The organism is Bacillus sp. XF8 (assembly GCF_017498755.1).
GTDB lineage: Bacteria > Bacillota > Bacilli > Bacillales > Bacillaceae_G > Bacillus_A > Bacillus_A bingmayongensis.
In genome coordinates this window covers 130,587-155,640 of sequence record NZ_JAGDQK010000003.1, presented here as the reverse complement: position 1 = coordinate 155,640, position 25,054 = coordinate 130,587, and the positions used below count along the sequence as shown (strand labels likewise).

The window sequence follows — 25,054 nt, the reverse complement described above, 5'->3', positions numbered from 1 at the left end:
ACGTAGCCCCCTTTGTCCCAAAAACGTTCATTTCAGTATACGTGGATACATGGTGGGTTTAGACCATAAGTATGAAAAAGAGGATGAAAAAATTTTAAGGGTGAGAGAAATGAATGAACCGAAAATAGGTTTAGCTCTTGGATCTGGAGGTGCGAAAGGCTTCGCGCATGTTGGTGTGATTAAAGTATTACGAGAAGCGAATATCCCCATTCATATGATTGCTGGAAGTAGTATGGGAGCATTAATTGGTACCTTTTATGCAACGAGTTGCAACGTGGAAAGGCTCTACCGAATGGCTGCATTATTTAAACGAAAATACTATTTGGATTTTACTGTACCAAAAATGGGATTTATTTCTGGAAAACGTGTAAAAGATATGATTAAAATGTTTACATATAATAAAAAATTAGAAGAGTTAGATATCCCAACGGCAGTTGTGGCCACTGACATTTTAAAGGGGGAAAAAGTTGTATTTACAAGCGGTCCTATTGCTGATGCGGTTAGAGCGAGTATTTCTGTTCCAGGTGTATTTGTACCAGAGAAAATAGACGGTCGCTTATTGGTGGACGGTGGGGTCATTGATCGTATTCCCGTATCTGTCGTAAAAGAGCTAGGTGCTGATATTGTGATTGCTGTAGATGTATCTCCTATTAAGGTGAACGGGGAAGTTACATCCATTTATGATGTTATCATGCAGAGTATTGAAATTATGCAGCATGAACTTGTTGTTAATCGGCAAATTGCCTCAGATTTAATGATGCGTCCGGCAGTAGAACAGTTTAGTTCTCGTGCTTTTACCAATATTGAAGACATTATTCGGGTTGGAGAAGAAGAGGCTGAAAAACATATTCAGAAAATTTACTTGTTAATTGAGCAGTGGAAGGAGAAAAATAATGTTTAAGCGTTTTCGGTTTATATATGCAATTTTAATTGGAGTTATATTGGCAATGTTACTTGTCTATGTACGCCTTCCGTATTATGTAACAAAACCAGGAATGGCAGCAAAATTAGAGCCATATGTACAAGTTGATGGTGGAAAGAAAGAATCAGGTGATTTTATGCTCGTGACAGTGTCAATGGGGCCTGCAAATGTTGTAAATCTAATAGCTGCCCAATTTAATAAATATAATCACATTTCTAAAGCAGAGGAGATTTTACAAAAAGGCGAGAGTGATGAGGAATATCAATTCCGCCAAGCGTATGCAATGAAAGATTCTCAAAATGCAGCGATTTATAATGCATATAAGCGTGCAAATCGTTCAGTTTCCTTTCAAGAGAAAGGAGTATTAGTTGCTGGGATTGCTAAAAATATGTCCGCTGAAGGAAAATTAAAACTTGGGGATGTAATTGTCGCTGTTGACGGTCAGCCGTTTGAAGCGATAGACCAATTTATTGCGCACATGGCAGGGAAAAAAGAAGGTGAAGTAGTAAACATTGAATATGTTCGAGGGGAAAAGCGTTTGGCGGAAAAGTTGACACTAAAACAAATTCCTGATGGTAAGGGACGTGTAGGGATTGGGGTTTCGATTGCTCCTTATAAGGAATTAGTAGTAGATCCAAAAGTGAAAATCGACTCACATGAAATTGGTGGCCCCTCGGCAGGATTAATGTTTACATTAGAAATTTATAATCAATTAATTGAAAAAGATATGACAAAAGGTCATGAAATTGCTGGGACAGGAACCATTAATGAAAAGGGAGAAATCGGTCCAATTGGTGGTATTCAACAGAAGGTTGTAGCAGCTAGTGATGCGGGAGCAGAAATATTCTTTGCTCCAAATGAAAAAGGAGCACCCGAATCGAATTATAAAGACGCACTTGAAGCAGCGAAAGATATTAAGACGAAGATGAAAATTGTACCAGTAGATACATTAGATGATGCGTTAGCATATTTAGAAAAAATGCCAGAAAAAAAGTAAACCTCTCGCCCTAGAGAGGTTTTTTTACAAAAAGTTATTCGTTGTTTCATCATACCGAATAGGATGTTGCGTTATATCCTTCTGTATACATTTTGTACGTAAAGGTTCTTGTAGCACTGAAAAATAAATAGCGTTTGCTTTTCGCTCTATATCTAGAACAGGATGCCTGAATGTCTTCGTATGAGCGAGAAGTGGGAGTCCGAGATTTTTTTTATGTTTTGAAATATAAGTTTGTCCTTTTTGTGACATACCAAGTAAACGTATATATGGTGAATGTTGCTCTATATGTGCCTTTTCCATTTCTTCTTTTGTTGTATTCGTTAAAATATGTGTACATGCTCGTTGTAATCTAGTCCATGTATAACGTTTTGTTTTTAATGCTTCCATGAAAGTAAGAAATGAAGAGGCATTATGTATTTTTGATAAAATACGATGCTCCAATCCTTCCTCTATCTCATATATATGTTGTAACTCCTGGGAAGACATTGTCAGAAGTTTATATTTGAAAAATGGGAAATACTCCTCCCAACAATGCAAGGTATGATACGTTTGTTTATAGCTTTCTAAAAAGGATGCGGTACAATTTGGTACAAATGGATATATGTTTGAGAATGAATCATTTTCACTAAATAATTGTTTGCGAATGCTGGTCGCACTTGCGATATGGTTATCTTGAAAAGTTTCATCATGATAATGAGATGCGAACCTTTCAATGGTATGTGCATGAATTGAACTTTTCTGGGAAAGAATCGCCTCAATGTAATGTAAGCCTAATATATTATTTGGCTGGGACATATCAACAATATTGACGTCCGAAAAAATATGTGAGAAGGCTTGAGAAGTTGCTTTGGCATAGCTGTTTCCAGCATTCATAAATTGCTGCACAAGTTGATTGAAAGTATCTTTTTCTTTTTGGCGTAAAGAAATGGTGTTATAGAAATTTTGAACTTCTCCATCCTCACTGCCAAAGCAAATTTCAGAAACGCCAAGGGCATCTAAAATAGAAATGGCTCCACTAGCAAATGTTTCGGCTTTTTGTGTTGCGAATGCATAAGGGAGTTCAACAACAAGATCTATACCACCAGCTAGAGCCATCTTGGTTCGATACCACTTTGATACGAGAGCTGGTTCGCCACGTTGTAAAAACGGTCCGCTCATAACAGCGATTGTAATGTCAGACTGTGTTAACTTTTTTGTTTGTTGCACATGATAAGCATGACCGTTATGAAAGGGGTTATATTCAACAATAATACCGCTTGCCTTTATGATAATCTCTCCTTTCGATGTAGCATCTTTTCTAAAAACATGATAATCTATATATTATTTCCTATAATGACTTCATTATAGTGTAAAGAAAAAACATTGACAAATATAAAATGGCTAGCTATAATTTTGTTTGTTGCCTTGAGGTGATATGATATGAAATGGTCCATCCATCAATTAAATAAATTGAGACATAAAGGATTGACATTGGATGAGATGGTAGATGTAAGTGAGCTAAAAGAAGTCGAGAAAGAAATTCGCGAAATTAATCCTGTTCATGTAACAGGTAGAGTTGATTTTGGCTCCAGTAAGTTTACGTTTCATCTACATATAACTGGAAGCATGGTTTTACCATGTTCTCGCTCTTTAGTAGATGTAACATTACCATTTGACATTAAAACAACTGAGGTGTTCCAAACTTCAGCAGAAGAGTACGAAACGGAAGCGGAAATCCATTACTTAGAGGGAGAAGTACTTGACTTACTCCCAATAATCAAGGAAAATATACTTTTGGAGATTCCAATGCAAATTTTCAGTGATGATGTTTCCGGTGGAGCACCGACGCAAGGTCAAGACTGGCAAGTGATTTCGGAAGAAAGCAAAGAAAAGCCTGTTGATCCAAGGTTAGCAGGACTTGCGAAGTTTTTTGACAAATAATCGGAAGACTGGTTCAGGCCTTCATATGAAAATAACTATTTCTTTTAAGGAGGTGGGAAGAATGGCTGTACCTTTTAGAAGAACTTCTAAAACAGTAAAAAGAAAGCGTCGTACGCATTTCAAATTATCAGTACCTGGTATGGTAGAGTGCCCAAGCTGTGGTGAAGCGAAATTAGCTCACCGTGTATGTAAAGCATGCGGTACTTACAAAGGTAAAGAAGTAATCAGCAAGTAATTGCAAAAATAAACGCAGAAGATATCTTCTGCGTTTATTTTTTTTGTTTTTTTTCTATTAGAAGAAAGAAGAGGTTTTTCATTATGCTCCTTGAACAATAACTGTGAAGTGAAAGGGGAGAAAAAATAATGAAACTTTTGGTAGAGCAGAAAGAAGATGTAATGTGGATTACACTAAATCGCCCAAAGAATCACAATGCAATTGATAATGAAATGATGAATACATTAGAAAAGTTGATAAAAGAGATTAGGCGAGCGGATTGGATTAAATGTGTAGTTATTACAGGGAATGGCAAGTCGTTTTGCGCAGGGGGGACTTAGAGGAGTTTCATGGATTGAAAACGGAAAGAGCTGCTTATGAGATGCTTGAACGAATGGGGAGAGTTTTGTATGATATTATGACGCTTCCTGTACCGACAGTAGCGCTTATAAATGGTGCGGCTGTTGGAGGCGGATGTGAACTTGCCGCAGCATGTGATTATCGTTTTGCCTCTAAAGATGCGGTCATTGGCTTCATACAAGGAAATTTAGGAATTATAACGGGGTGGGGAGGGGCTGCGATGTTGCATGAGAAGGTTTGCTATTATCAAGCGATGATAATGCTTTGTTCGGCGCATCGTTTTTCTGCCGAGAAAGCAAGTGAATATGGATTTGTAAATGAGATATTTCTCGGCGATGTCATGAAATCATGTCATAAATGGCTAGATAATATGATTGTTCCAAACATCAAAGTTCAAAAAGCATATAAAGCTGTTGCGATTCGAAAGTGGGAAGAAAGTAATTTACGAGAGCGAATGAAAGAAGAAATAACGGAATGTGCACGTTTATGGGAGTCTGAAGAGCACAGTCAGGCTATTGCAGCATTTTTAAAAAAATAGAAAAATATATTCTTTACATGTTAGTATTCTATCTTTTCTAGTAACTGCATATGTTTAATAAAAAATGCATAAGGAGGACTAGAGGGATGGCGACAACAAGACAAGATGCATGGACTGATGATGAAGATTTACTTCTGGCAGAAGTGGTACTCCGGCATATTCGTGAAGGTGGAACGCAACTTTCCGCATTTAAAGAGGTAGGCAGACATTTATCTCGTACACCCGCAGCATGCGGATTTAGATGGAATTCTTACGTTAGAAAGCAATATAAGGAACGTATTGAAGAGGCGAAACAAATTCGTAAGGTAGAAAATTATGAAGTAAGGCAACCAAAAGTAGTGGAGTTTCCCCCTGTATCGATTACATTAGATGATGTTATTACCTTTTTACAAAAATATAAAGATGAAAAAGAAGTAAAAGAATTACACCAAAAAATTGAATTGTTACAAAAGGAAAAGGAACGGCTTCTTCAGCGTTTATCTGTATATGAAGAAGAGTATCGTACTTTGCTTGATTATATTGATCGAAAAAGAAGTGTGATGGTGTTAGAAACAAGAGAAAGAGATGCAATTCATGAGCATGAAACATTAGAAAAGTTGAAAAAATAAAAACAGCTGAATAACAGCTGTTTTTATTTTATGCGGATTCTTCGTTTGTAACCGCATTCAAATTAGTTTCTGGATGCCAAATATAAAATTCGCCATCAGCCGTTGATACTTGCCCGAAATTTTGTTTATCCCAAAATGCAGCAGATTGAATGCGGGCTGTTGTTTTGATTGGGAATTGTAGTTGTTTTGCGTAGTTAACAAGCATTTGACCAAAACCTTGTTTTTGAAAATTTGGTAACACTTCAAGTTTTGAAAGTTCTACGTAAGATCCAGTAATCTCAGGATTGGATTCACTATGTCTTCTCATGTACAAGCTCATACGTGCGATAAGGGATCCACCGTAATAAATGCCGTAAAAGGGAGATTCGCTACCGTTTTCAATAATATTTGCTTGTAATTCTTCAAACATGGAAAGTTCTTGAGCACCACAGCCCTTAAATTTTTTAAATTCGTCTAACGTTTTATAATTGATGAGCAAGCGCTCAACTTTTGGGAATGTCATTACATCACATCCTTTTCTCGTTTTGTAAAATAAAGAAAAGTATAAATATTTTCAATAATATTATAACTCATTTTTTCATTTTTATGAAGAAAATAGAATATTTCTTTCAGTATTTTTTTAAAGTGTTTGCTACACTAGTCATAGGAAGGGGATTTATACATATTTATGAAATGTACTTTCGGTTGTTGAAATATAAATAAGATATAATCAATGTTAGAACAAGTATAGAGAGGAGGAAATCAGAAGGCTTCTAAAGGATGACAGGATATATTTCTTTTTGGTATTCGTTAGGAGCTTCTGAAGGATAGAGATGAAAATTGGGATTGTTGGTCCAGGAGCGATTGGTCTGCTTTTTGCATTTTATTTAAAAAAGAACAAACAGGATGTTACATTATTTACAAGAACGGTGGAACAAGCTGAAAAGTTAATGCAGGAGGGGATAAGGTGTATTCGTAAGGGAGAAATGGAAACGGTATTTATAAATGTTATGCCATTAGAGAATATTGTAGACGAACAAATGGATTATATGTTCATTGCTGTAAAACAATATCATTTAGTGAATATACTTCCGTTCATAAAAGAACAAAGACGGATTATCTTTTTGCAAAATGGGATGTCTCATCTGCATATCTTGCAAGAAATAAAATGTGAAAATGTAGCGGTGGGAATTGTAGAGCATGGGGCAAAAAAAGAAAATGAATATACAGTGAATCATACAGGAGTAGGGGTTACAAAATTTGGAGTGATAAATGGTGATTTGTCTCAATTTGAGTCACTATTAGAGTGTTTTTCCCAAAAATATTTTCCGGTGCAAGTAGAAGAAGATTGGAAACGGACGATGTGTTATAAACTTGTAATAAATGCCTGCATTAATCCGCTAACAGCTTTATTGGGTATACAAAATGGAGCATTGTTATCGAATCCTTATTTTTATAAAGTCATGGAGCAAATATTTCAAGAGGTTGTGTTTCTTGTAGGGGAGGGCGAAAAAGAAGAACTGTGGCAATTGGTTTGTCGTGTATGTGAAACCACAGCCGGTAATACATCCTCTATGTTAGCTGATGTAAGAGAGAGTCGGGAAACGGAAATTGATGCTATTATTGGTTATGTGATAGAAGAAGCGAGGAAACAGCAAAAGCAAGTTCCCACACTGCAATTTGTATACAATTCAATAAAGGGATTAGAAGTATAAGATATATTCTTTGCTTTTACATCAAACATTGACTACAATTTGGATTGGTGAGAGAACAGGATAGGAAAGGAAGAATTATATGGAGATAAAAGAAATCTCTGTTCCACTACAAGGTGTTGTGGCGGACTATATGAATGGTAGAAAAGAAGTGCAGGCATACTTCGATTATCCGTTGACAGAAGATGGATTCGGACAACGTCTGCATGATTTGCGTGATAAGAAGTTTTTCCGTCAAGATGTAGTGGCACATTTATTAGAATATAATACTAATTTACATGCTGGAGAGCATACTCTTCGGAATATAAAGGCGCTAGCGGATGAAAATACATATGTTGTTGTTGGGGGACAACAAGCAGGACTATTAACAGGACCTCTTTATACTGTGCATAAAATCATTTCGATTTTACAGCTTGCAAAAGAAAAAGAAGCCAGTTTAGGAGTCCGCGTCGTTCCTGTTTTTTGGATTGCTGGTGAAGACCACGATATTGATGAAATTAATCATGTGTTTGTAATGAAAAATAAAAAAATAAAAAAGACGATTTTTCATGATCGTCATCCGAAAAAGGCGAGTGCGTCTGAATCTGATCTTTCGATAGAAGACTGTAGAAAGTGGATTGAAGAAATTTTTAAAACATATCCAGAAACGAATTTCACAAAGGATGTGTTACAGTTTGTTGAAGATGCTTTGCAGAATTCGCGTACATATGTAGATTTCTTTGCGCATCTTATTATGAAATTATTTGTAGATTCAGGCTTGATTCTCGTTGATTCGCATCATCCATCGTTAAGAAAATTGGAGGTCTCCTTTTTCAAACAAATACTAAGTCGATATAAAGAAGTGCAGGGGAGCCTTCAAAAACAACAGCAATTGATAAGGGAAAAAGGATATAAACCAATTATTGAAACGAAATCAAATGCAGTGCACATATTTATGCAAATTGAAGAAGAACGTGTGTTGTTAGAAGAAGAGAATGGGAAATTTGTTGGAAAAGATGGTGCTTATTCATTTTCGTATGAAGAATTGATAGCGGAAATGGAAAAAAATCCGGAACGATTTAGCAATAATGTTGTAACAAGACCACTTATGCAAGAATATATATTTCCGACATTAGCGTTTATTGGAGGACCGGGTGAAATTGCTTACTGGAGTGAATTACAGCAAGTATTTCATGTGTTTGGTTTTCGCGTGCCTCCTGTTGTCCCAAGACTCACAATTAGTTATATGGAACGCGATATTTTAACAGACTTGCATGATTTGCGATTACAAGAGAGTGATCCATTTGTAAATGATATAGGTGTGCTACGTGAAAATTGGCTTTCTAACCAAATAGAAGAACCGATTGATAATCAGTTTATTGAAGCGACAGAGAAAATGATGGATATTCATACTTCTTTACAGCAGTTTGTAAAAAAAATAGATCCAGGATTACAGCAATTTGCTGAGAAAAATGAGCGGAAAATTAAAGAGCAAATTGAGCTGCTAGAAAGAATGTTAAAGCGAAGTGTTGAGAAAAAACATGAAGTAGAGCTGAATAAATTTCGCCGTTTACAATGCGGGATCCGTCCGTTAGGTGCACCGCAAGAACGTGTATGGAATATATGCTATTATTTAAATCAGTTTGGATTAGATTTTGTTGAAAGAGTAATGAAACAATCCTACTCTTGGGACGGGAAACATCATATTATAAAACTATAAAATCTTGCTCTTAGGAGCAGGATTTTATTTTTGATTTGTGGAACTAACTGTAAAGTTCTTTTTTTCTGAATTATCTAACGTTATAACTCGGAGTATGATATGGATAACAAAACGAATGTATATGACAAAATAGAACAAAATGTAAACGTATTATCGTGCTTTTCGACATGTTTTTATTTAATTTCCCGCAAAAAATGATAAAATTTAGTATATAATAAAGAGAAACTGCGATTTGTGGATATTAGATTTCCACTGACGCTAAGTTGGATGTGACATGTTTTCGGAGTATTAATTTCCCAACACATTGTGTGGTTTATTAGAAGGAAAAAGAGAGACATTCAACGTAATTATTTTGCAAAAAGTAGGTGCAACAATGTTTAAACACGTAACAGTTCTTTTAAAAGAAACAGTAGATGGTTTGGATATAAAACCGGGTGGTACATATGTGGATTGTACGCTAGGTGGTGGAGGACATAGTTCTTATTTATTATCCCAACTAACGGAAGGAGGAAAATTAATTGCATTTGATCAAGATGAGATTGCGATTCAAAATGCAAAAGAAAAATTTTCTTCTTATGGTGATCAATTTGTAACAGTGAAGAGTAATTTCCGCTATTTATCAGAAAAACTACACGAACTAGGAATAAAAGAAGTAGATGGCATTTTATTCGATTTAGGTGTTTCATCCCCACAATTAGATACACCAGAACGTGGTTTTAGTTATCATCATGATGCACCCTTAGATATGAGGATGGATCAAGATGCCTCATTAACGGCATATGATGTTGTGAACAACTGGTCATATGAACAACTCGTAAGAATCTTTTTCCAATATGGTGAAGAGAAATTCTCAAAGCAAATTGCAAGGAAAATTGAAGCATATCGTGAAAATAAGGCGATTGAAACAACAGGAGAGTTAGTGGAGTTAATTAAAGAAGGAATTCCTGCTCCAGCTCGTAGAACGGGAGGACATCCTGCAAAACGAGTATTCCAAGCAATTCGGATTGCTGTAAATGATGAATTGAAAGTGTTTGAGGAAGCACTAGAATCTGCGATTGAAATGGTCAAGCCTGGTGGAAGAATTAGTGTAATTACGTTCCATTCGTTAGAAGATCGTATTTGTAAAACAACATTTAAACGAAATAGTACAACACCACAGCTACCTCCAGGATTACCAATTATTCCGGATGAGTTTAAGCCAAAACTAAAACTCATTACAAGAAAACCGCTTTTACCTTCTGATGAAGAGTTAGAAGAAAATAATCGAGCGCGTTCTGCAAAGTTACGGATCGCTGAAAAACGATAAAAGGGAGAGAGAGGTATGACAAATTTAGCTGTAAAGTATAAACAACAACAAGTACAAGAACAAGTACAATCTCAAGCTCCGCAGCAAAAAGTACAACCAAAGGCGAAAACAAAGATCACAAGGATTGAAAAATTGTTGTATGTGGCTTTTATTGGCTTTTTATTATATGCTTGCGTTGCTTTTATTGGAAATAAGGCGGGACTGTACCAAGTTGATGCGGAAGCAGCAAAAATAGAAAATACAATTGTGAAACAACAAAAAACAAATCAAGAATTACAAGCTGAAGTGGAAAAATTAAAGCGCTATGAGCGTGTCGCAGAAATCGCAAAAAAACACGGGCTAGAAATTAATGCGAATAATGTGAAAGGTTTACATTAATATAGTAGGTGTGAAGAAAATATGAAGATGAATATGAACAAAATTCATACCAATAAAGGAGCAGGTTACTTTATGATATTTTTCCTCCTGCTCTTTTTGCTGTTGTTAGCCCGATTCTTTTATATTCAAGCAACAGGAACGGTACATGGGCAAGATTTAAAGAAACTTGCACAAGACAAGCACAATAAAAATGGCGTACTTGAAGCGAATCGCGGAACAATTTATGATCAAAATGGGCATGTGTTAGCACAAGATGCGAATTCATACAAGCTTGTTGCAGAATTAAAAGGTGAGGATCCTGTAAAAGATAAAGAGGATACCGCAAAAAAAATTGCAGGCGTACTTGGGAAAGGCGAAGATGAAATTTTAGCTGCTTTAAACAAGGATAAGAGTCAGGTAGAGTTCGGAGCGTTAGGAAAGAACTTGACGAAAGAGACGAAAGAACAAATAGAAACTCTTAAGATACCAGGGATTTCATTTGTTACAGAGAAAGCTAGGGTTTATCCAAATGGCGATTTCGCATCTTATGTGTTAGGTTTTGCAAAGCCTGATGATAAAGGAATTGCAGAGGGGAAATTTGGATTAGAAAAGAGTTTAGATAAGTATTTACGTGCTTCGAATGGAAGTGTGGCGTATACGGGAGATCGTAGGGGGGTTTCTCTTGATGGTGGAAAGCAAAGTGTAAAGCCACCTGAAAATGGAAAAAATGTGTATTTAACAATTGATCAACGTATTCAGGGATTTTTAGAAGATGCGATGAAAGCGGCTGATCAGCACTATGAACCTTCTATGCTAATTGGATTGGTTGCAGATCCGAAAACAGGAAAAATACTTGGGATGTCTAGTCGACCTAGCTATGATCCGAACAAGCGTGATATTCAATACTTTTTAAATGATCCAATCGCAAATGCATATGAGCCGGGGTCTACGATGAAAATCTTTACATTAGCTGCGGCGATTAATGAAGGTGTATATAATGGTCAAGAATATTACCAGTCAGGTACGTATCCAGTTGGAAATCGTAAAATAAAAGACCACAATGGTGGTGCAGGTTGGGGATCTATTACATTCGATGAAGGGGTTGAGCGTTCTTCTAACGTTGCATTTGCCATTTTAGGAGATCAGAAACTGGGTCCAGATCGTTTCCGTCAATATATTCACAAATTTGGATTGGATGAAAAAACTGGCATTGATTTACCTGGTGAAGGCGAGAATACAATTGTATTTGATAAGCAGATTCAGCAGGTAACAACTGCCTTCGGACAAGGGTCAACGGTAACGCCAATGCAGCTTGTACAAGCCGCAACTGCAATTGCGAATGATGGAAAAATGATGAAACCTTATACAATCGATAGGATTGTAGATCCAATAACGAATAAAGTGGAATTACAGCATAAACCAGAAGAGGTAGGAAAGCCGGTTTCAAAAGAAACTGCGGCACAAGTAAGACAATTATTAGAACAAGTTGTTACATCACCGAAAGGAACAGGGAATGCGTATAAAATAGATGGATACTCTGTCGGTGGTAAAACGGGAACAGCGCAAATTCCGGATGGAAAAGGTGGATATATGACAGGAAGAGAAAATTATATTTTCTCATTCCTTGGTATGGCGCCAATGGACGATCCACAGTTAATTGTTTACTTTGCAATTAAGCAACCGAAATTAAAAGATAATGAATACGGAGCGCAACCTCTTGCAGAAATGTTTAAATCTGTAACGAAAAATAGCTTAGAGTATTTGAAAATTAAACCGAATGAAGTAAAAGATTCGAAGAAATATGTGAAAGAGCAGCAGGCTACTGTTCCAGATGTAACTGAAAAAACAATGGAAGAGGCGAAAGCAACATTAGAAAAAGCCAAATTCCATCCGATTATACTAGGTGAAGGAAAAGTAAAACAACAGGTACCAAAAGCGACTGAAAAAACATTGAAGGGCGATCGAGTCTTCTTAGTGGGGGATAAGCCATTAATGCCAAATGTACAAGGGTGGGCACTTCGTGATGTAATGAATTTAGCGAAAACGTTAAATCTGAATTTGAAACCATCTGGTACAGGGTATGTGACAGAACAAAGTGTGGCGGAAGGAACGCCGTTACAAGCAGGTACGGAATTAGCTGTAACACTTGTACCGCCACTTGAACCACAGCAAGAGGCAGAAACGCCATAATGTTCTAGGGGCATATAATGTAAGAAGTGCAAGAGGTTCTATCTGAACAGGTACAAGCATATATTGGAACAAGCTAGGCGTGAAGGAGGCTTGTTCCAATATGCGTGTATCGAATGTAACAGTTAGAAAACGACTCATCTTTATACTTATATCAGGTATACTCATTTTTACAATTATTGATATTCGTCTTGGATATGTACAGTTTTTTCTTGGGAATATGTTAACAGATCGTGCGAAGGATTCGTGGAGTCGTAATATTACTTTTGAACCTGAGCGAGGAAAAATTTTAGATCGAAATGGTGTGGAGCTTGCAACAAATAAAAGTGCACCAACTGTCTTTGTTGTACCAAGGCAAATTGAAAAACCAGCAGAGACTGCAGAGAAGTTAGCTGCAGTTTTAGGTGTGCAAAAAGAGGAAATCTATAAACGGATTACAAAAAAAGAGTCTATTGTAAGATTGGATAAAGGCGGAAGAAAAATTTCTCATGATAAAGCGAAGGAAGTACGTGCTTTAAGTTTAAAAGGTGTTTATATTGCTGAAGATTCCATTCGATATTATCCATTCGGCAAATATTTATCGCATGTACTAGGGTTTGCTGGTAGTGACAATCAGGGACTTATGGGACTTGAGGCATATTATGATAAAGAGTTAAATGGTGATAAAGGCCATGTGCGCTTTTTTGCAGATGCGAAAGGGCAAAGGATGCCAAATGTCGGTGATGATTTTAAAAAACCAGAGGCTGGTTTAGATTTAAAATTAACAATTAATTCGCGTATACAAACAATTATGGAACGAGAACTCAATATCGCAGAGTCAACTTACGACCCTGATGGTATGATTGCAATCGCCATGAATCCAAAAAATGGTGAGATTTTAGGGATGTCTAGTCGACCAAGTTTTGATCCAGCAGATTTTCAGAGTGTTTCACCAGAAGTGTTTAATCGAAACTTGCCTGTATGGAGTACATATGAGCCGGGGTCGACTTTTAAAATCATTACATTGGCGGCTGCTTTAAATGAAAAATTAGTAGACTTAGAGAAAGATACGTTTTATGATGATGGAGCAGCTGAAGTTGGTGGAGCGAGGCTCCGTTGTTGGAAAGCTGGTGGCCATGGTAGTCAAACGTTTTTAGAAGTTGTTCAAAATTCTTGTAACCCAGGTTTTATTGAGCTTGGGGACCGTCTTGGTAAAGAAAAGTTATTCCAATACATTCATGATTTTGGTTTTGGACAAAAGACAGGAATTGATTTGCAAGGAGAAGGGAAAGGGATTTTATTTAACTTGGATAAGGTTGGTCCTGTTGAACAAGCAACAACTTCTTTCGGGCAAGGGGTTTCTGTTACACCGATTCAACAAGTCGCTGCGGTAGCAGCAGCTGTAAATGGTGGGACGTTATACCAGCCGTATATTGCGAAAGAGTTTGTTGATCCCTCGAATAATCAAGTTGTAAGAAAGAAAACACCGGTCGAGAAAAGAAAAGTTATTTCCAAGGAAACATCGGAAAAAGTTCGTTATGCGTTAGAAAATGTTGTAGCGAAAGGTTCTGGTAAAGGTGCATATATTGATGGATATCGCGTTGGTGGGAAAACGGGAACTGCCCAAAAGGTAAAAGATGGGAAATATTTGGAGAATAACTATATTGTATCTTTTATCGGATTTGCTCCAGCAGATGACCCGCAAGTTGTTGTGTATGTTGCGGTTGATAATCCAAAAGGAGTTACTCAATTTGGTGGTGTTGTTGCTGCGCCAATTGTAGGGAATATTCTTCGTGATGTGCTTCCTGTTATGGGAGTAGAGCCACGCAAGGAGCAAGTTGAAAAGGAATATAAATGGGGAGATACACCTACAATAGAAGTTCCGGATTTAATCGGGATGAAGAAGAAAGATATACAAACGCAGCTTGTAGATTTGCAGCTCGATGTAAGTGGTGAGGGTGATAAAGTAATTAAACAATCACCAGAAGCTGGTGCCAAAGTAAAGGAAGGTTCAAAAATTAGAATTTACTTCGGTAATTAAAGGTCAGAGATTGTGTTTTATGATACAATTGGTGGAAGTTGAGTTAATATATAATATCTGTTTTCATAGAAATTTAATTTCTATGAAAACAGATTATATTGCTCTTGAACATAAAAAATAAAGTAAACAATTTATCAGATGAGCTATTATATGCCGCACTGATAAACGAGTCTGATTTTTCGGGCTCTCAGCAAATGCTTCCTTTCTCGATTTTTAACGAATGAAGGACGGGGAGAACTGCTTATTAAGTAAGAGATAAATAAACAATGTAGAGAGGGTTTAGTGAAATGAAGTTGCACACACTTGTATCATGTTTGCATGATTTTCCAGTTGTTCCAAAAGAAAATCCAGAAATTACATCCATTGAAGCAGATTCACGTAAAGTGACAAATGGAAGCTTATTTGTATGTATGAAAGGATATACGGTTGATAGCCATGATTTTGCTAAGCAAGCAGCCGCGCAAGGTGCGGCTGCTATTGTTGCGGAAAGACCGATTGATGTTGACGTTCCAGTTGTACTTGTGAAAAATACCTATCGTTCTTTAGCGGTTTTAGCTGATTATTTTTACGGACAGCCAACGCATAAGTTACACTTGATTGGGATTACAGGTACAAATGGAAAGACAACAACGTCGCATATTATGGATGAAATTATGCGAGCACATGGTCATAAAACAGGGCTAATTGGAACAATTAATATGAAAATCGGTGATGAAACATTCGAGGTGAAAAATACAACGCCAGATGCACTGACACTTCAGCAAACGTTTCACCGTATGGTTGAGCAAAATGTAAATAGCGCAGTAATGGAAGTTTCTTCACATGCATTAGATCTTGGCCGTGTACATGGCTGTGATTATGATGTGGCAGTATTTACAAATTTAACGCAAGATCATTTAGATTATCATAACACGATGGAAGAATATAAACATGCAAAAGGTTTGTTGTTTGCTCAGCTTGGTAATAGCTACCATCATGACCATGAAAAGTACGCTGTGTTAAATAGTGATGATCCAGCAGCAGAAGAGTATATGAGAAGTACTGCAGCTACAGTTATTACGTATGGAATTGATACACATAGTGATATTATGGCAAAAGATATTGTGATGACGAGCGGTGGAACAACATTTACTCTTGTTACGCCAAATGAGAGTATAAATATTACGATGAAGTTAATTGGAAAGTTTAACGTATACAATGTTTTAGCAGCGATAGCAGCTGGTCTTGTTTCGGGTGTATCTTTACAAACAATTATTGATGTTGTGGAAAAGTTAACTGGAGTTCCAGGGCGTTTTGAAGTTGTGGATGGCGGTCAGGATTATACAGTCATTGTCGATTATGCGCATACACCAGATAGCTTAGAAAATGTATTAACTACAGCAAAACAATTTGCGAAAGGAAATGTGTATTGTATTGTTGGTTGTGGCGGCGATCGTGATCGGACGAAAAGGCCAATTATGGCTGGAGTTGCTACAGAATACGCAACACATGCAATCTTGACTTCAGATAATCCAAGGAGTGAAGATCCAAAAGCAATTTTAGATGATATGTTAACAGGTGCAAAAGGAAATAATTATGAAGTAATTGTTGATCGAAAAGAAGCGATTTTCCATGCAGTTTCAGAAGCGAAAGCAGAAGATATTATTATTATTGCTGGAAAAGGGCATGAAACGTACCAAATCATTGGCAAAGAAGTACATCATTTTGACGATCGTGAAATTGCTAAAGAGGCAATCAATGAGCGTCTAAACAACAAAGAGTAACAACATGAGAGGGGGACTACATGTGCTTGAACAAGGTTTATTAGTAACGGCTGGGGTAGCGTTCTTAATTTCAGTTGCCCTTTCGCCATTGTTTATTCCATTTTTACGTAAGTTAAAGTTTGGGCAGAGTATTCGTGATGAAGGACCGAAATCACATCAAAAGAAATCAGGAACACCAACGATGGGTGGTATTGTCATTTATGTGTCTATGATGGTGACAACACTTATCATGGCAATTAAATTTAAACATTTAGGTGCGGAAGTATCATTATTGTTATTAGTTACATTTGGCTATGGATTGATTGGGTTTTTAGATGACTACATAAAAGTAGTTAAAAAAAGAAATCTTGGTTTAACATCAAAACAAAAATTAATCGGTCAGTTAGTTATTGCGATTGCATTCTTTCTAATCGCAAAAGGACAGGGATTTGATACACATTTAATGATTCCAGGAACCGATATTAAATTTGATTTACACTGGGCATATTTTATCCTTGTACTATTTATGCTTATTGGTGGATCAAATGCAGTCAATTTAACGGATGGTCTAGATGGATTATTATCAGGAACAGCAGCAATTGCATTTGGAGCATTTGGCATTATTGCAGTTGCGCAAAACCAATATGCGGTAGCTATTTTCTGTATGGCAGTTGTCGGAGCGGTACTTGGATTTTTAGTATTTAATGCAAATCCAGCTAAGGTATTTATGGGAGATACAGGCTCCCTTGCTTTAGGTGGTGCAATAGCCGCTGTAGCCATTTTATTAAAACAAGAACTATTACTTGTTGTAATTGGCGGCGTATTTGTAATGGAAACATTATCTGTTATTATTCAAGTTATTTCATTTAAAACGACAGGAAAACGTGTCTTTAAAATGAGTCCACTGCATCATCATTATGAATTATGTGGCTGGTCAGAGTGGCGTGTTGTTGTAACATTCTGGTCTGTAGGATTTTTATTGGCAGTATTAGGAATTTATATCGGGGTGTGGATGTAATTGAAAACTGTAACTGACTATCAAAATAAAAATATTCTTGTATTAGGTATTGCAAAAAGTGGCTATGCAGCAGCAACTTTATTAAAAAGTTTAGGTGCAAATGTGATTGTAAATGACGGAAAACCATTAGCTGATAATGTATTAGCTGCAGAATTGCAAGCAAAAGGAATGGACGTTGTATGCGGGGGACATCCACTAGAATTGTTAGAAAGAAATATTTCACTTGTTGTAAAAAATCCAGGGATTCCATATTCTAATCCATTACTTGTTGCAGCGAAAGAAAAACAAATTCCAATTGTAACAGAAGTGGAATTAGCGTATCGTATTTCAGCGGCCCCGTTTGTTGGAATTACAGGATCTAACGGAAAAACAACAACGACAATGCTAACATTTGAAATGTTAAAAGAAGGACAAAAGCATCCTGTTATTGCTGGAAACATAGGTACTGTAGCATGTGAAGTTGCACAATTTGCGAAAGAAAATGAAGTAGTTGTTACAGAACTTTCATCATTCCAGTTAATGGGGGTGGAATCATTCCAACCGAAAATTGCAGCATTTTTAAATTTATTTGAAGCACATTTGGATTATCATGAAACAAAGAAAGAGTATGGTTTAGCAAAAGCGAATATTTTTAAAAACCAAACTGAAACTGACTATAGTGTAATTAATGCTGATGATGCAGATGTGATGGCTTTATCAGCAAATAGTAAAGGGCAAAAAGTATTATTTTCAGCTACGAAAGTAATTGAAGATGGTGCATGTATTAAAGATGGTGCTCTTTATTTTAAAGGTGAGAAAATCGTTGAGGTCCAAGACATCGTTTTACCAGGTAAACATAATTTAGAAAACATTTTAGCAGCAATGAGTATTGCTAAATTGTTAGGTGTAGCAAATGAGGCAATTATCCTAGTATTAAAACGATTTACAGGTGTAAAACATCGCCTGGAATATGTAACAACAATTAATAATCGTAAGTTTTATAACGATTCAAAGGCAACTAATATGTTAGCAACGGAAAAGGCGTTATCGGCATTTACACAGCCTATTATTCTGTTAGCGGGTGGTCTTGATCGTGGGAATGAATTTGATGATTTAATTCCATATTTTGAACATGTAAAAGCGATTGTGACATATGGACAAACTGCATCAAAATTAGTAAAGGCAGCGGAAAAAGCAGGATTAGATATCATTGAAACTGTCGATAATTTAGAAGAGGCTGTAGAAAGAGCATATTCTCATTCTACAGCTGGAGATGTCATTCTTCTTTCTCCAGCTTGTGCAAGCTGGGATCAATTTAAAACATTTGAAGAAAGAGGAGACATTTTTATACAAGCTGTGCATAAACTTATATAAAGTAAACAAAACATCAGTAGGCTAACACCTACTGATGTTTTGTTACATAGAACCAAAAAGCTTCTTCAAAAGAGGTGGTGCTCATTGCCAATGAAAAAAACGCCTGATTTTATTTTAATTATCGTTACACTTTTGTTGTTAACAATTGGAATGATTATGGTCTACAGTGCAAGTGCTGTCTGGGCTTCCTATAAGATGGGTGATTCATTCTTTTTTGCAAAACGACAGCTGTTATTTGCGGGACTTGGTGTAGCTGCCATGTTTTTTATTATGAAAATTGATTACTGGACATGGCGTACTTATTCGAAAGTGATTTTGCTTATTTGTTTTATCCTTCTCATTCTTGTCTTAATCCCCGGAGTTGGACTTGTTCGGGGGGGAGCAAGAAGCTGGATTGGAATTGGAGCATTTTCGATTCAACCGTCAGAATTTATGAAATTTGCAATGATTATTTTTTTAGCAAAATTTTTAGCAGAAAGGCAAAAATTGATTACATCTTTTAAAAAGGGGCTACTTCCTGCGCTTAGTTTTGTTTTTGTTGCATTTGGAATGATTATGTTACAACCAGATCTTGGGACCGGAACAGTAATGGTTGGGACATGTATCATAATGATTTTTATCTCAGGAGCGCGTGTTTTTCATTTTTCGATGTTGGGGCTAATAGGAGTAGCAGGGTTTGTTGGATTAATTGCATCGGCACCATATCGAATGAAACGGATTACCTCTTATTTGGATCCATGGTCAGACCCACTCGGGAGTGGATTTCAGATTATTCAATCGTTACTTGCGATCGGGCCTGGTGGTTTGTTTGGACTTGGACTTGGACAAAGTAGACAAAAATTTTTTTATTTACCCGAGCCACAAACTGACTTTATTTTTGCGATTTTATCTGAAGAATTAGGTTTTATTGGTGGGTCGTTTGTGTTATTATTATTTAGTCTGTTATTATGGCGTGGGATTCGTATAGCATTAGGAGCGCCTGATTTATATGGTACGTTTTTGGCAGTAGGTATTGTGGCGATGATTGCGATTCAAGTGATGATTAATGTTGGTGTTGTAACAGGACTAATGCCTGTTACAGGAATTACTTTGCCATTTTTAAGTTATGGTGGGTCGAGTTTGACCTTAATGCTAATGGCAGTTGGCGTATTATTGAATATAAGTCGTCATTCTCGCTACTAAACCCTGTTTATAAGACAGGGTTTTTCGTGTGTATATAAATACAGATTGAAAAAACGACATAAAGCCTAATATTTAAGTGGGAGAGAGCGTCCGGCCGAACATAGAAGCGGTCAGTGCTTTTTAGCCCCATGCTATGTGGAAACAAAGGGAGAAAATGAGTGGAGATTCTTTTTTATTTTCATAGCCGGGAATTATGTGTCGGAAAATCAAAATGGATATATAACGGAAAATATATTATGAATATATAAATTTGAATTTAGAATAGAGAAGCGGAGGAATTTGTAGTGCGAGTATTAGTTAGTGGTGGTGGCACAGGAGGTCATATATATCCAGCTCTTGCGTTAATTAGAGAAATAAAAAAACTACACCCTGAAGCAAGATTTTTATACATTGGTACGGAAAATGGACTAGAAAGTACAATTGTTCCAAAAGCAGGTATACCATTTCAATCCATTGTCATTAGTGGATTTAAACGAAAAATATCTCTTGATAATGTAAAAACAGTGATGCGTTTTCTAAAAGGTGTGCAAGATAGTAAACGATATATTCGACGTTTCAACCCAGATGTTGTAATTGGGACAGGAGGCTATGTATGTGGTCCAGTCGTTTATGCGGCAGCGAAATTAGGAATTCCAACAATTGTACACGAACAAAATAGTGTGCCTGGTGTAACGAATAAATTTTTAAGTCGCTATGTGGATAAGGTAGCTGTTTGTTTTGAAGCGGCAGCTGAACATTTTCCAAAGTCGAAAGTTGTAATGACAGGAAATCCGCGTGCATCAGAAGTAATGAATCAAAATGGCATGAAAGGGAAGCGTTCTGTTGAATTATCTCTTTCTAAAAAGTCTGTGCTTATTTTTGGTGGGAGTCGCGGAGCAAGACCGATTAATGATGCATTTGTGGCAGCAATTGAACAATTTGGTAACAAAAATTATGAAGTATTGTATATCACAGGTGAAGTACATTATGATAAAGTCATGGAGGCTGTGAAACAAAAAGGGAATCCGAATAATGTAATCATTAAACCATTTATTCATAATATGCCAGAGGTACTTACTGGTGTGGATCTTGTCGTTTCACGTGCTGGTGCTACAACGTTAGCAGAGTTAACAGCGTTAGGAAAACCAAGTATTTTAATTCCAAGTCCTTATGTGACTAATAATCATCAAGAGAAAAACGCGAGATCAGTTGTCGATAAGGGGGCAGCAAAAATGCTTCTTGAAAAAGATTTAACTGCTGAAACCCTTCTTCATGATATTGATGAAATTCTATTAAATACACAAACATTACAAAATATGAAATTAGCTGCTACGCAGTTAGGAGTTCCGGATGCAGCAAATAAGTTATTTGAAGTAATGAAAAAACTTGTACAAAATAACGTTAGGTGAATGCCCTGCATACTACTGTAATACGGAGATTTAATATGGGGGAGATCATCATGAAACAATTAGCAAAGGAACTTATCGAAGCAGAAGTTGGTAAAGTGTTAGAAAATGAAGCGTTAGCTCGTTATACAACTATGAAAATAGGTGGGCCAGCTGATATTCTAATCGTGCCAAGTAGTGTGAGTGGTGTGGAAAAGACTTTAGATTTAGTAAAGAAGTATCACACAAAGTGGACAGCAATTGGACGTGGGTCTAATCTTCTAGTATCTGATAAAGGTATTGAAGGTGTTGTAATTCGTTTAGGAGAAGGATTAGATCACTTAGAAGTAGAAGGAACTACTGTAAGAGTTGGAGGAGGATATCCTCTTATTAAGTTGTCAACATTACTTAGTCGCCAAGGTCTAGCTGGATTAGAATTTGCTAGTGGTATCCCAGGAAGTGTCGGTGGAGCAGTATATATGAATGCAGGTGCACATAAATCAGATATGTCAGAAATTTTAATGAGAGCGCGCATTATGTTTGAAGATGGTACAATGAAGTGGTTAACAAAAGAGGAGATGGGATTTTCTTATCGTACTTCTGTTCTACAAACAAAGCGTCCTGGCATTGTAGTAGAAGCGGAATTGCAGTTAAAAGCAGGAAATCGTGAAGAAATAGTAGGTATAATGCAAAAGAATAAAGACTATCGTCGTGAAACTCAGCCATGGAACCATCCTTGTGCTGGTAGTATATTTAGAAATCCACTACCCAATTTCGCTGGAGATCTAGTGGAAAAAGCGGGCCTACGTGGACATCAAATCGGTGGTGCGAAAATTTCTGAAATGCATGGAAACTTTATTGTCAATGCAGGATTTGCGTCAGCGCAAGATGTACTGGATTTAATTGCATTTGTTAAAAAAACAATTAAAGAAAAATTTGATGTAGATATGCATACAGAAGTAGAAATCATTGGAAGATAGCTGTTATTTGTTCCGCTCATTATCATTTATGGTATAATAAGAAGATAAGAACGGCATGCGTAACATGCCGTTCTTTATGTTACATAGGGGGATCGTACATGAAAAATAGTAAAGTGATTAAACTACAAGATCGTGTACCAAAACTAAAGAATCAAAAGAAAAGGAATAAAAAACCTGTCAATCAGAGATTAATTTTATATGTATCGATTTTATTTTTACTAGTACTTTTTTTAATTTATTTTCGGTCTCCACTTAGTAATATAAAAAAGATAAGTGTTCTAGGGAATCATTATATGACAGATGCACAAGTCATGAAGGAATCTGGAGTTACATATGAAACGAGTTATTTTCGAGTGACGGCACATAAGGCAGAAAAGAATTTAACAAAACGAAAAGAAATTAAAAAAGTGAATGTCAAAAAGCGTTTTCCGAATAAAATTGACATTCACATTGAAGAGTATGTAACGATAGGCTATATAAACAAAGGTGGGAAATTACAACCGCTTTTAGAAAATGGTAAAACACTTGATGTACTACCAAACGGAAAGTTACCTGTCGCAGCCCCGATTTTTGAACCATTTAAAGAAGAAAAAATGAAAGAGTTAATTGAAGAACTAGAAAAGTTAACTCCGACGATTATCCGGTCTATTTCTGAAATTCATTATGCTCCAACGGATTCAAATGAAGATCATCTTACTCTATATATGAATGAAGGCTATGAAGTGAGTACAACGATACAAGATTTTGCAGAGCGTATGGGAAATTATCCACTTATTATAAAGAATATAGAGTCTGGTAGAAAAGCTCTAATTGATTTAGAAGTAGGGGCATACTTCAAATATTTGGATAGTGAAGAGGAAAAGCAGTAGAGTAGTAGTTTTATTTCTTTTTAAATACAATAATGACAAGTGTGTTCTTCTATGTGTAAATTTCATTACAATTAGAATCAATTTGGTGAAATTATCTAGATTTTCTTCGATTCATATTAGGATTGGTATAAGTTTAGCTTTTCTACGAGTACATCTTAGTGTAGACTTATATTTGGCGGTAATCTTTGCATTTGAAATAGAGTTATTTCAAAATAAAGCAGTCATTCACAGGTTACTGTAATATCAATAAGTGAATGTTAAATAAAAATAAGAAAAATACAGGGTTAAAAAAGGGAAACGCATAAAGACGTTGAATATTTTTCTTATAAATAGTAAAGCTGCGATTGTTGTTCCATATATTGACTTGTATGGTATAAATAAAGAAGGAGGTGCCAAAGAATGAACAGCAATGAAATATATGTTAGTCTTGACATCGGTACATCCAATGTTAAAGTCATCATTGGTGAAATGGTTAATGACGGCTTAAACATTATTGGTGTTGGAAACGTAAAATCAAATGGTTTGAAAAAGGGCTCCATAGTTGACATAGACGAAACTGTTCGATCAATTAAAAAAGCAATTGAACAAGCTGAGCGTATGGTGGGAATTCACATTGAACAAGTTGTTGTAGGTGTGAATGCAAATCAGGTGCAGCTTCTTCCTTGTCACGGAGTTGTCGCTGTTTCAAATGAAGATCGTGAAATTGGAAATGAAGATGTCTTACGCGTTCTGGATGCAGCACAAGTTGTATCAATTGCTCCTGAACGTGAATTTATTGATGTGGTGCCTCGACAGTTCATTGTAGACGGTCTTGATGAGATTAACGATCCACGCGGGATGATCGGTGTAAGATTAGAAATGGAAGGCACATTAATTACAGGTTCAAGAACGTTACTACATAATTTACTACGCTGTGTAGAAAAAGCGGGCCTTGAAATTGTTGATATTTGTCTGCAACCTTTAGCAGCTGCGACGGTTGCTTTATCTTCTGATGAAAAAAACAGAGGTGTAGCTCTTGTTGATATTGGCGGAGGATCTACAACTTTATCAATTTTTCAAGATGGAGAGTTACAAGCAACAAGTGTATTGCCTTTAGGTGGAGATCATATAACGAAGGATATTGCTATAGGACTTAAAACTTCAACTGAAAATGCGGATCAAATTAAGCTGAAATATGGACATGCTTTTTATGATACTGCATCTGAAGAAGAGATGTTTACGGTTCCTATTATGGGAAGCGATCAAACAGAACAATATTCACAACTAGAGTTATCTGATATTATTGAGGCACGTGTAGAGGAAATTTTGATGTTTGTTCAGGAAGAGGTCCGGAAGCTAGGAGTAAAACAAGTAGCGTCGGGTTATGTATTTACTGGAGGCATTGCTTCTATGCCGGGTGTTCTTGATCTTGCATATGATATTTTACATGAAAATGTTCGTATAGCAACTCCAGATTATATTGGCGTTCGTGAACCGCAGTATACAATTGGGGTTGGATTAATTAAACATTCTTATCAAAAAGCGAAATTGCGCGGAAAAAATGTTCAGGAAAAGGAAGAACATTTTGAACCAGTACCAGCACCAATGCCGGTACAGCAACAACCTGCAAAGCAAACAACTCGTAAGCAAAGCAAAAATAATGAAGACAATGAGCGTATGATGTCAAAAGTAAAACGTGTATTCCGCTATTTATGGGATTAAAATTGCACACGAAAAATGAGGTTCTA

The 25,054-nt window shown here is 36.4% G+C and carries 21 protein-coding genes and 2 pseudogenes; 21 read left to right on the top strand and 2 right to left on the bottom strand.

Annotated features, from left to right (window positions below):
- The first annotated feature begins 109 nt into the window (after positions 1-109).
- Positions 110-901 (top strand): patatin-like phospholipase family protein, encoded by a 792-nt coding sequence (locus J4P91_RS03955; protein WP_207993029.1) that lies wholly within the window; start codon positions 110-112, stop codon positions 899-901.
- Positions 894-1,919, top strand: a complete 1,026-nt coding sequence (locus J4P91_RS03950) for a SepM family pheromone-processing serine protease (RefSeq protein WP_017151161.1) — start codon at positions 894-896, stop codon at positions 1,917-1,919. Before J4P91_RS03955 ends, J4P91_RS03950 begins: the two co-directional genes overlap by 8 nt.
- A 24-nt stretch (positions 1,920-1,943) precedes the next feature.
- Here J4P91_RS03950 and J4P91_RS03945 read toward each other — a convergent pair whose 3' ends face one another.
- Positions 1,944-3,185, bottom strand: a complete 1,242-nt coding sequence (locus J4P91_RS03945; RefSeq protein ID WP_207993050.1) for a nucleotidyltransferase — start codon at positions 3,183-3,185, stop codon at positions 1,944-1,946.
- Positions 3,186-3,338: 153 nt separating this feature from the next.
- On the opposite strand from J4P91_RS03945, the gene J4P91_RS03940 reads away from it, so the two are divergent.
- The 4 genes and pseudogenes from J4P91_RS03940 to J4P91_RS03920 all read left to right on the top strand — a co-directional run bounded on the left by J4P91_RS03940 (position 3,339) and on the right by J4P91_RS03920 (position 5,559).
- Positions 3,339-3,839, top strand: a complete 501-nt coding sequence (locus J4P91_RS03940; protein WP_017151163.1) for a YceD family protein — start codon at positions 3,339-3,341, stop codon at positions 3,837-3,839.
- A gap of 61 nt (positions 3,840-3,900) precedes the next feature.
- Positions 3,901-4,074 carry a 50S ribosomal protein L32 gene (gene rpmF / locus J4P91_RS03935; RefSeq protein WP_001984764.1) on the top strand — a complete coding sequence of 58 codons (174 nt, stop codon included), beginning with the start codon at positions 3,901-3,903 and terminating at the stop codon, positions 4,072-4,074.
- 158 nt (positions 4,075-4,232) lie between these two features.
- Positions 4,233-4,951: pseudogene (locus J4P91_RS03925) on the top strand (enoyl-CoA hydratase/isomerase family protein); the annotation flags it as partial.
- An 86-nt stretch (positions 4,952-5,037) separates the two neighbouring features.
- Positions 5,038-5,559 (top strand): RsfA family transcriptional regulator, encoded by a 522-nt coding sequence (locus tag J4P91_RS03920; RefSeq protein ID WP_017151165.1) that lies wholly within the window; start codon positions 5,038-5,040, stop codon positions 5,557-5,559.
- Positions 5,560-5,587: 28 nt separating this feature from the next.
- On the opposite strand, the gene J4P91_RS03915 is transcribed toward J4P91_RS03920, so the two are convergent.
- Positions 5,588-6,061 (bottom strand): N-acetyltransferase, encoded by a 474-nt coding sequence (locus tag J4P91_RS03915; RefSeq protein WP_207993026.1) that lies wholly within the window; start codon positions 6,059-6,061, stop codon positions 5,588-5,590.
- A gap of 304 nt (positions 6,062-6,365) precedes the next feature.
- Here J4P91_RS03915 and J4P91_RS03910 point away from each other — a divergent pair, with 304 nt between their 5' ends.
- From J4P91_RS03910 to ftsA, 15 genes and pseudogenes are all read left to right on the top strand, one after another.
- Positions 6,366-7,253: a 2-dehydropantoate 2-reductase gene (locus J4P91_RS03910; RefSeq protein ID WP_207993049.1), complete on the top strand. Its 888-nt coding sequence runs from the start codon at positions 6,366-6,368 to the stop codon at positions 7,251-7,253.
- Between the two features lie 79 nt (positions 7,254-7,332).
- Positions 7,333-8,949 carry a bacillithiol biosynthesis cysteine-adding enzyme BshC gene (gene bshC, locus J4P91_RS03905; protein WP_207993025.1) on the top strand — a complete coding sequence of 539 codons (1,617 nt, stop codon included), beginning with the start codon at positions 7,333-7,335 and terminating at the stop codon, positions 8,947-8,949.
- A 373-nt stretch (positions 8,950-9,322) separates the two neighbouring features.
- Positions 9,323-10,255, top strand: coding sequence for a 16S rRNA (cytosine(1402)-N(4))-methyltransferase RsmH (rsmH, locus tag J4P91_RS03900; protein WP_026049170.1), 933 nt, complete (start codon positions 9,323-9,325; stop codon positions 10,253-10,255).
- Positions 10,256-10,270: 15 nt separating this feature from the next.
- Positions 10,271-10,633, top strand: a complete 363-nt coding sequence (gene ftsL / locus J4P91_RS03895; protein ID WP_207993024.1) for a cell division protein FtsL — start codon at positions 10,271-10,273, stop codon at positions 10,631-10,633.
- A 21-nt stretch (positions 10,634-10,654) separates the two neighbouring features.
- Entirely contained in the window at positions 10,655-12,802 is a 2,148-nt protein-coding gene (locus J4P91_RS03890) for a penicillin-binding protein (RefSeq protein ID WP_207993023.1), read from the top strand.
- A 100-nt stretch (positions 12,803-12,902) separates the two neighbouring features.
- A complete protein-coding gene (locus J4P91_RS03885) occupies positions 12,903-14,819 on the top strand; it encodes a stage V sporulation protein D (protein ID WP_207993022.1) in 1,917 nt (638 codons plus the stop codon).
- Positions 14,820-15,106: 287 nt separating this feature from the next.
- Positions 15,107-16,582 (top strand): UDP-N-acetylmuramoyl-L-alanyl-D-glutamate--2,6-diaminopimelate ligase, encoded by a 1,476-nt coding sequence (locus J4P91_RS03880; protein ID WP_207993021.1) that lies wholly within the window; start codon positions 15,107-15,109, stop codon positions 16,580-16,582.
- Positions 16,583-16,604: 22 nt separating this feature from the next.
- Complete coding sequence (gene mraY, locus J4P91_RS03875; RefSeq protein ID WP_207993020.1) at positions 16,605-17,579, top strand: phospho-N-acetylmuramoyl-pentapeptide-transferase; 975 nt, start codon at positions 16,605-16,607, stop codon at positions 17,577-17,579.
- Positions 17,580-18,932 (top strand): UDP-N-acetylmuramoyl-L-alanine--D-glutamate ligase, encoded by a 1,353-nt coding sequence (murD, locus tag J4P91_RS03870; protein ID WP_207993019.1) that lies wholly within the window; start codon positions 17,580-17,582, stop codon positions 18,930-18,932.
- A 90-nt stretch (positions 18,933-19,022) separates the two neighbouring features.
- The gene (gene spoVE / locus J4P91_RS03865) at positions 19,023-20,114 is read left to right on the top strand and encodes a stage V sporulation protein E (protein ID WP_026049171.1); all 1,092 of its coding nucleotides are present in this window, start codon (positions 19,023-19,025) and stop codon (positions 20,112-20,114) included.
- Between the two features lie 284 nt (positions 20,115-20,398).
- Positions 20,399-21,502, top strand: coding sequence for an undecaprenyldiphospho-muramoylpentapeptide beta-N-acetylglucosaminyltransferase (gene murG, locus J4P91_RS03860; RefSeq protein WP_207993018.1), 1,104 nt, complete (start codon positions 20,399-20,401; stop codon positions 21,500-21,502).
- A gap of 50 nt (positions 21,503-21,552) precedes the next feature.
- Entirely contained in the window at positions 21,553-22,458 is a 906-nt protein-coding gene (murB, locus tag J4P91_RS03855) for a UDP-N-acetylmuramate dehydrogenase (RefSeq protein WP_207993017.1), read from the top strand.
- A 98-nt stretch (positions 22,459-22,556) separates the two neighbouring features.
- Complete coding sequence (locus tag J4P91_RS03850; protein WP_207993016.1) at positions 22,557-23,327, top strand: cell division protein FtsQ/DivIB; 771 nt, start codon at positions 22,557-22,559, stop codon at positions 23,325-23,327.
- A 124-nt stretch (positions 23,328-23,451) separates the two neighbouring features.
- A pseudogene (locus J4P91_RS28740) lies at positions 23,452-23,568 on the top strand (DUF1290 domain-containing protein); the annotation flags it as partial.
- A 158-nt stretch (positions 23,569-23,726) separates the two neighbouring features.
- Positions 23,727-25,028: a cell division protein FtsA gene (gene ftsA / locus J4P91_RS03840; protein WP_207993015.1), complete on the top strand. Its 1,302-nt coding sequence runs from the start codon at positions 23,727-23,729 to the stop codon at positions 25,026-25,028.
- Positions 25,029-25,054: the final 26 nt, after the last annotated feature.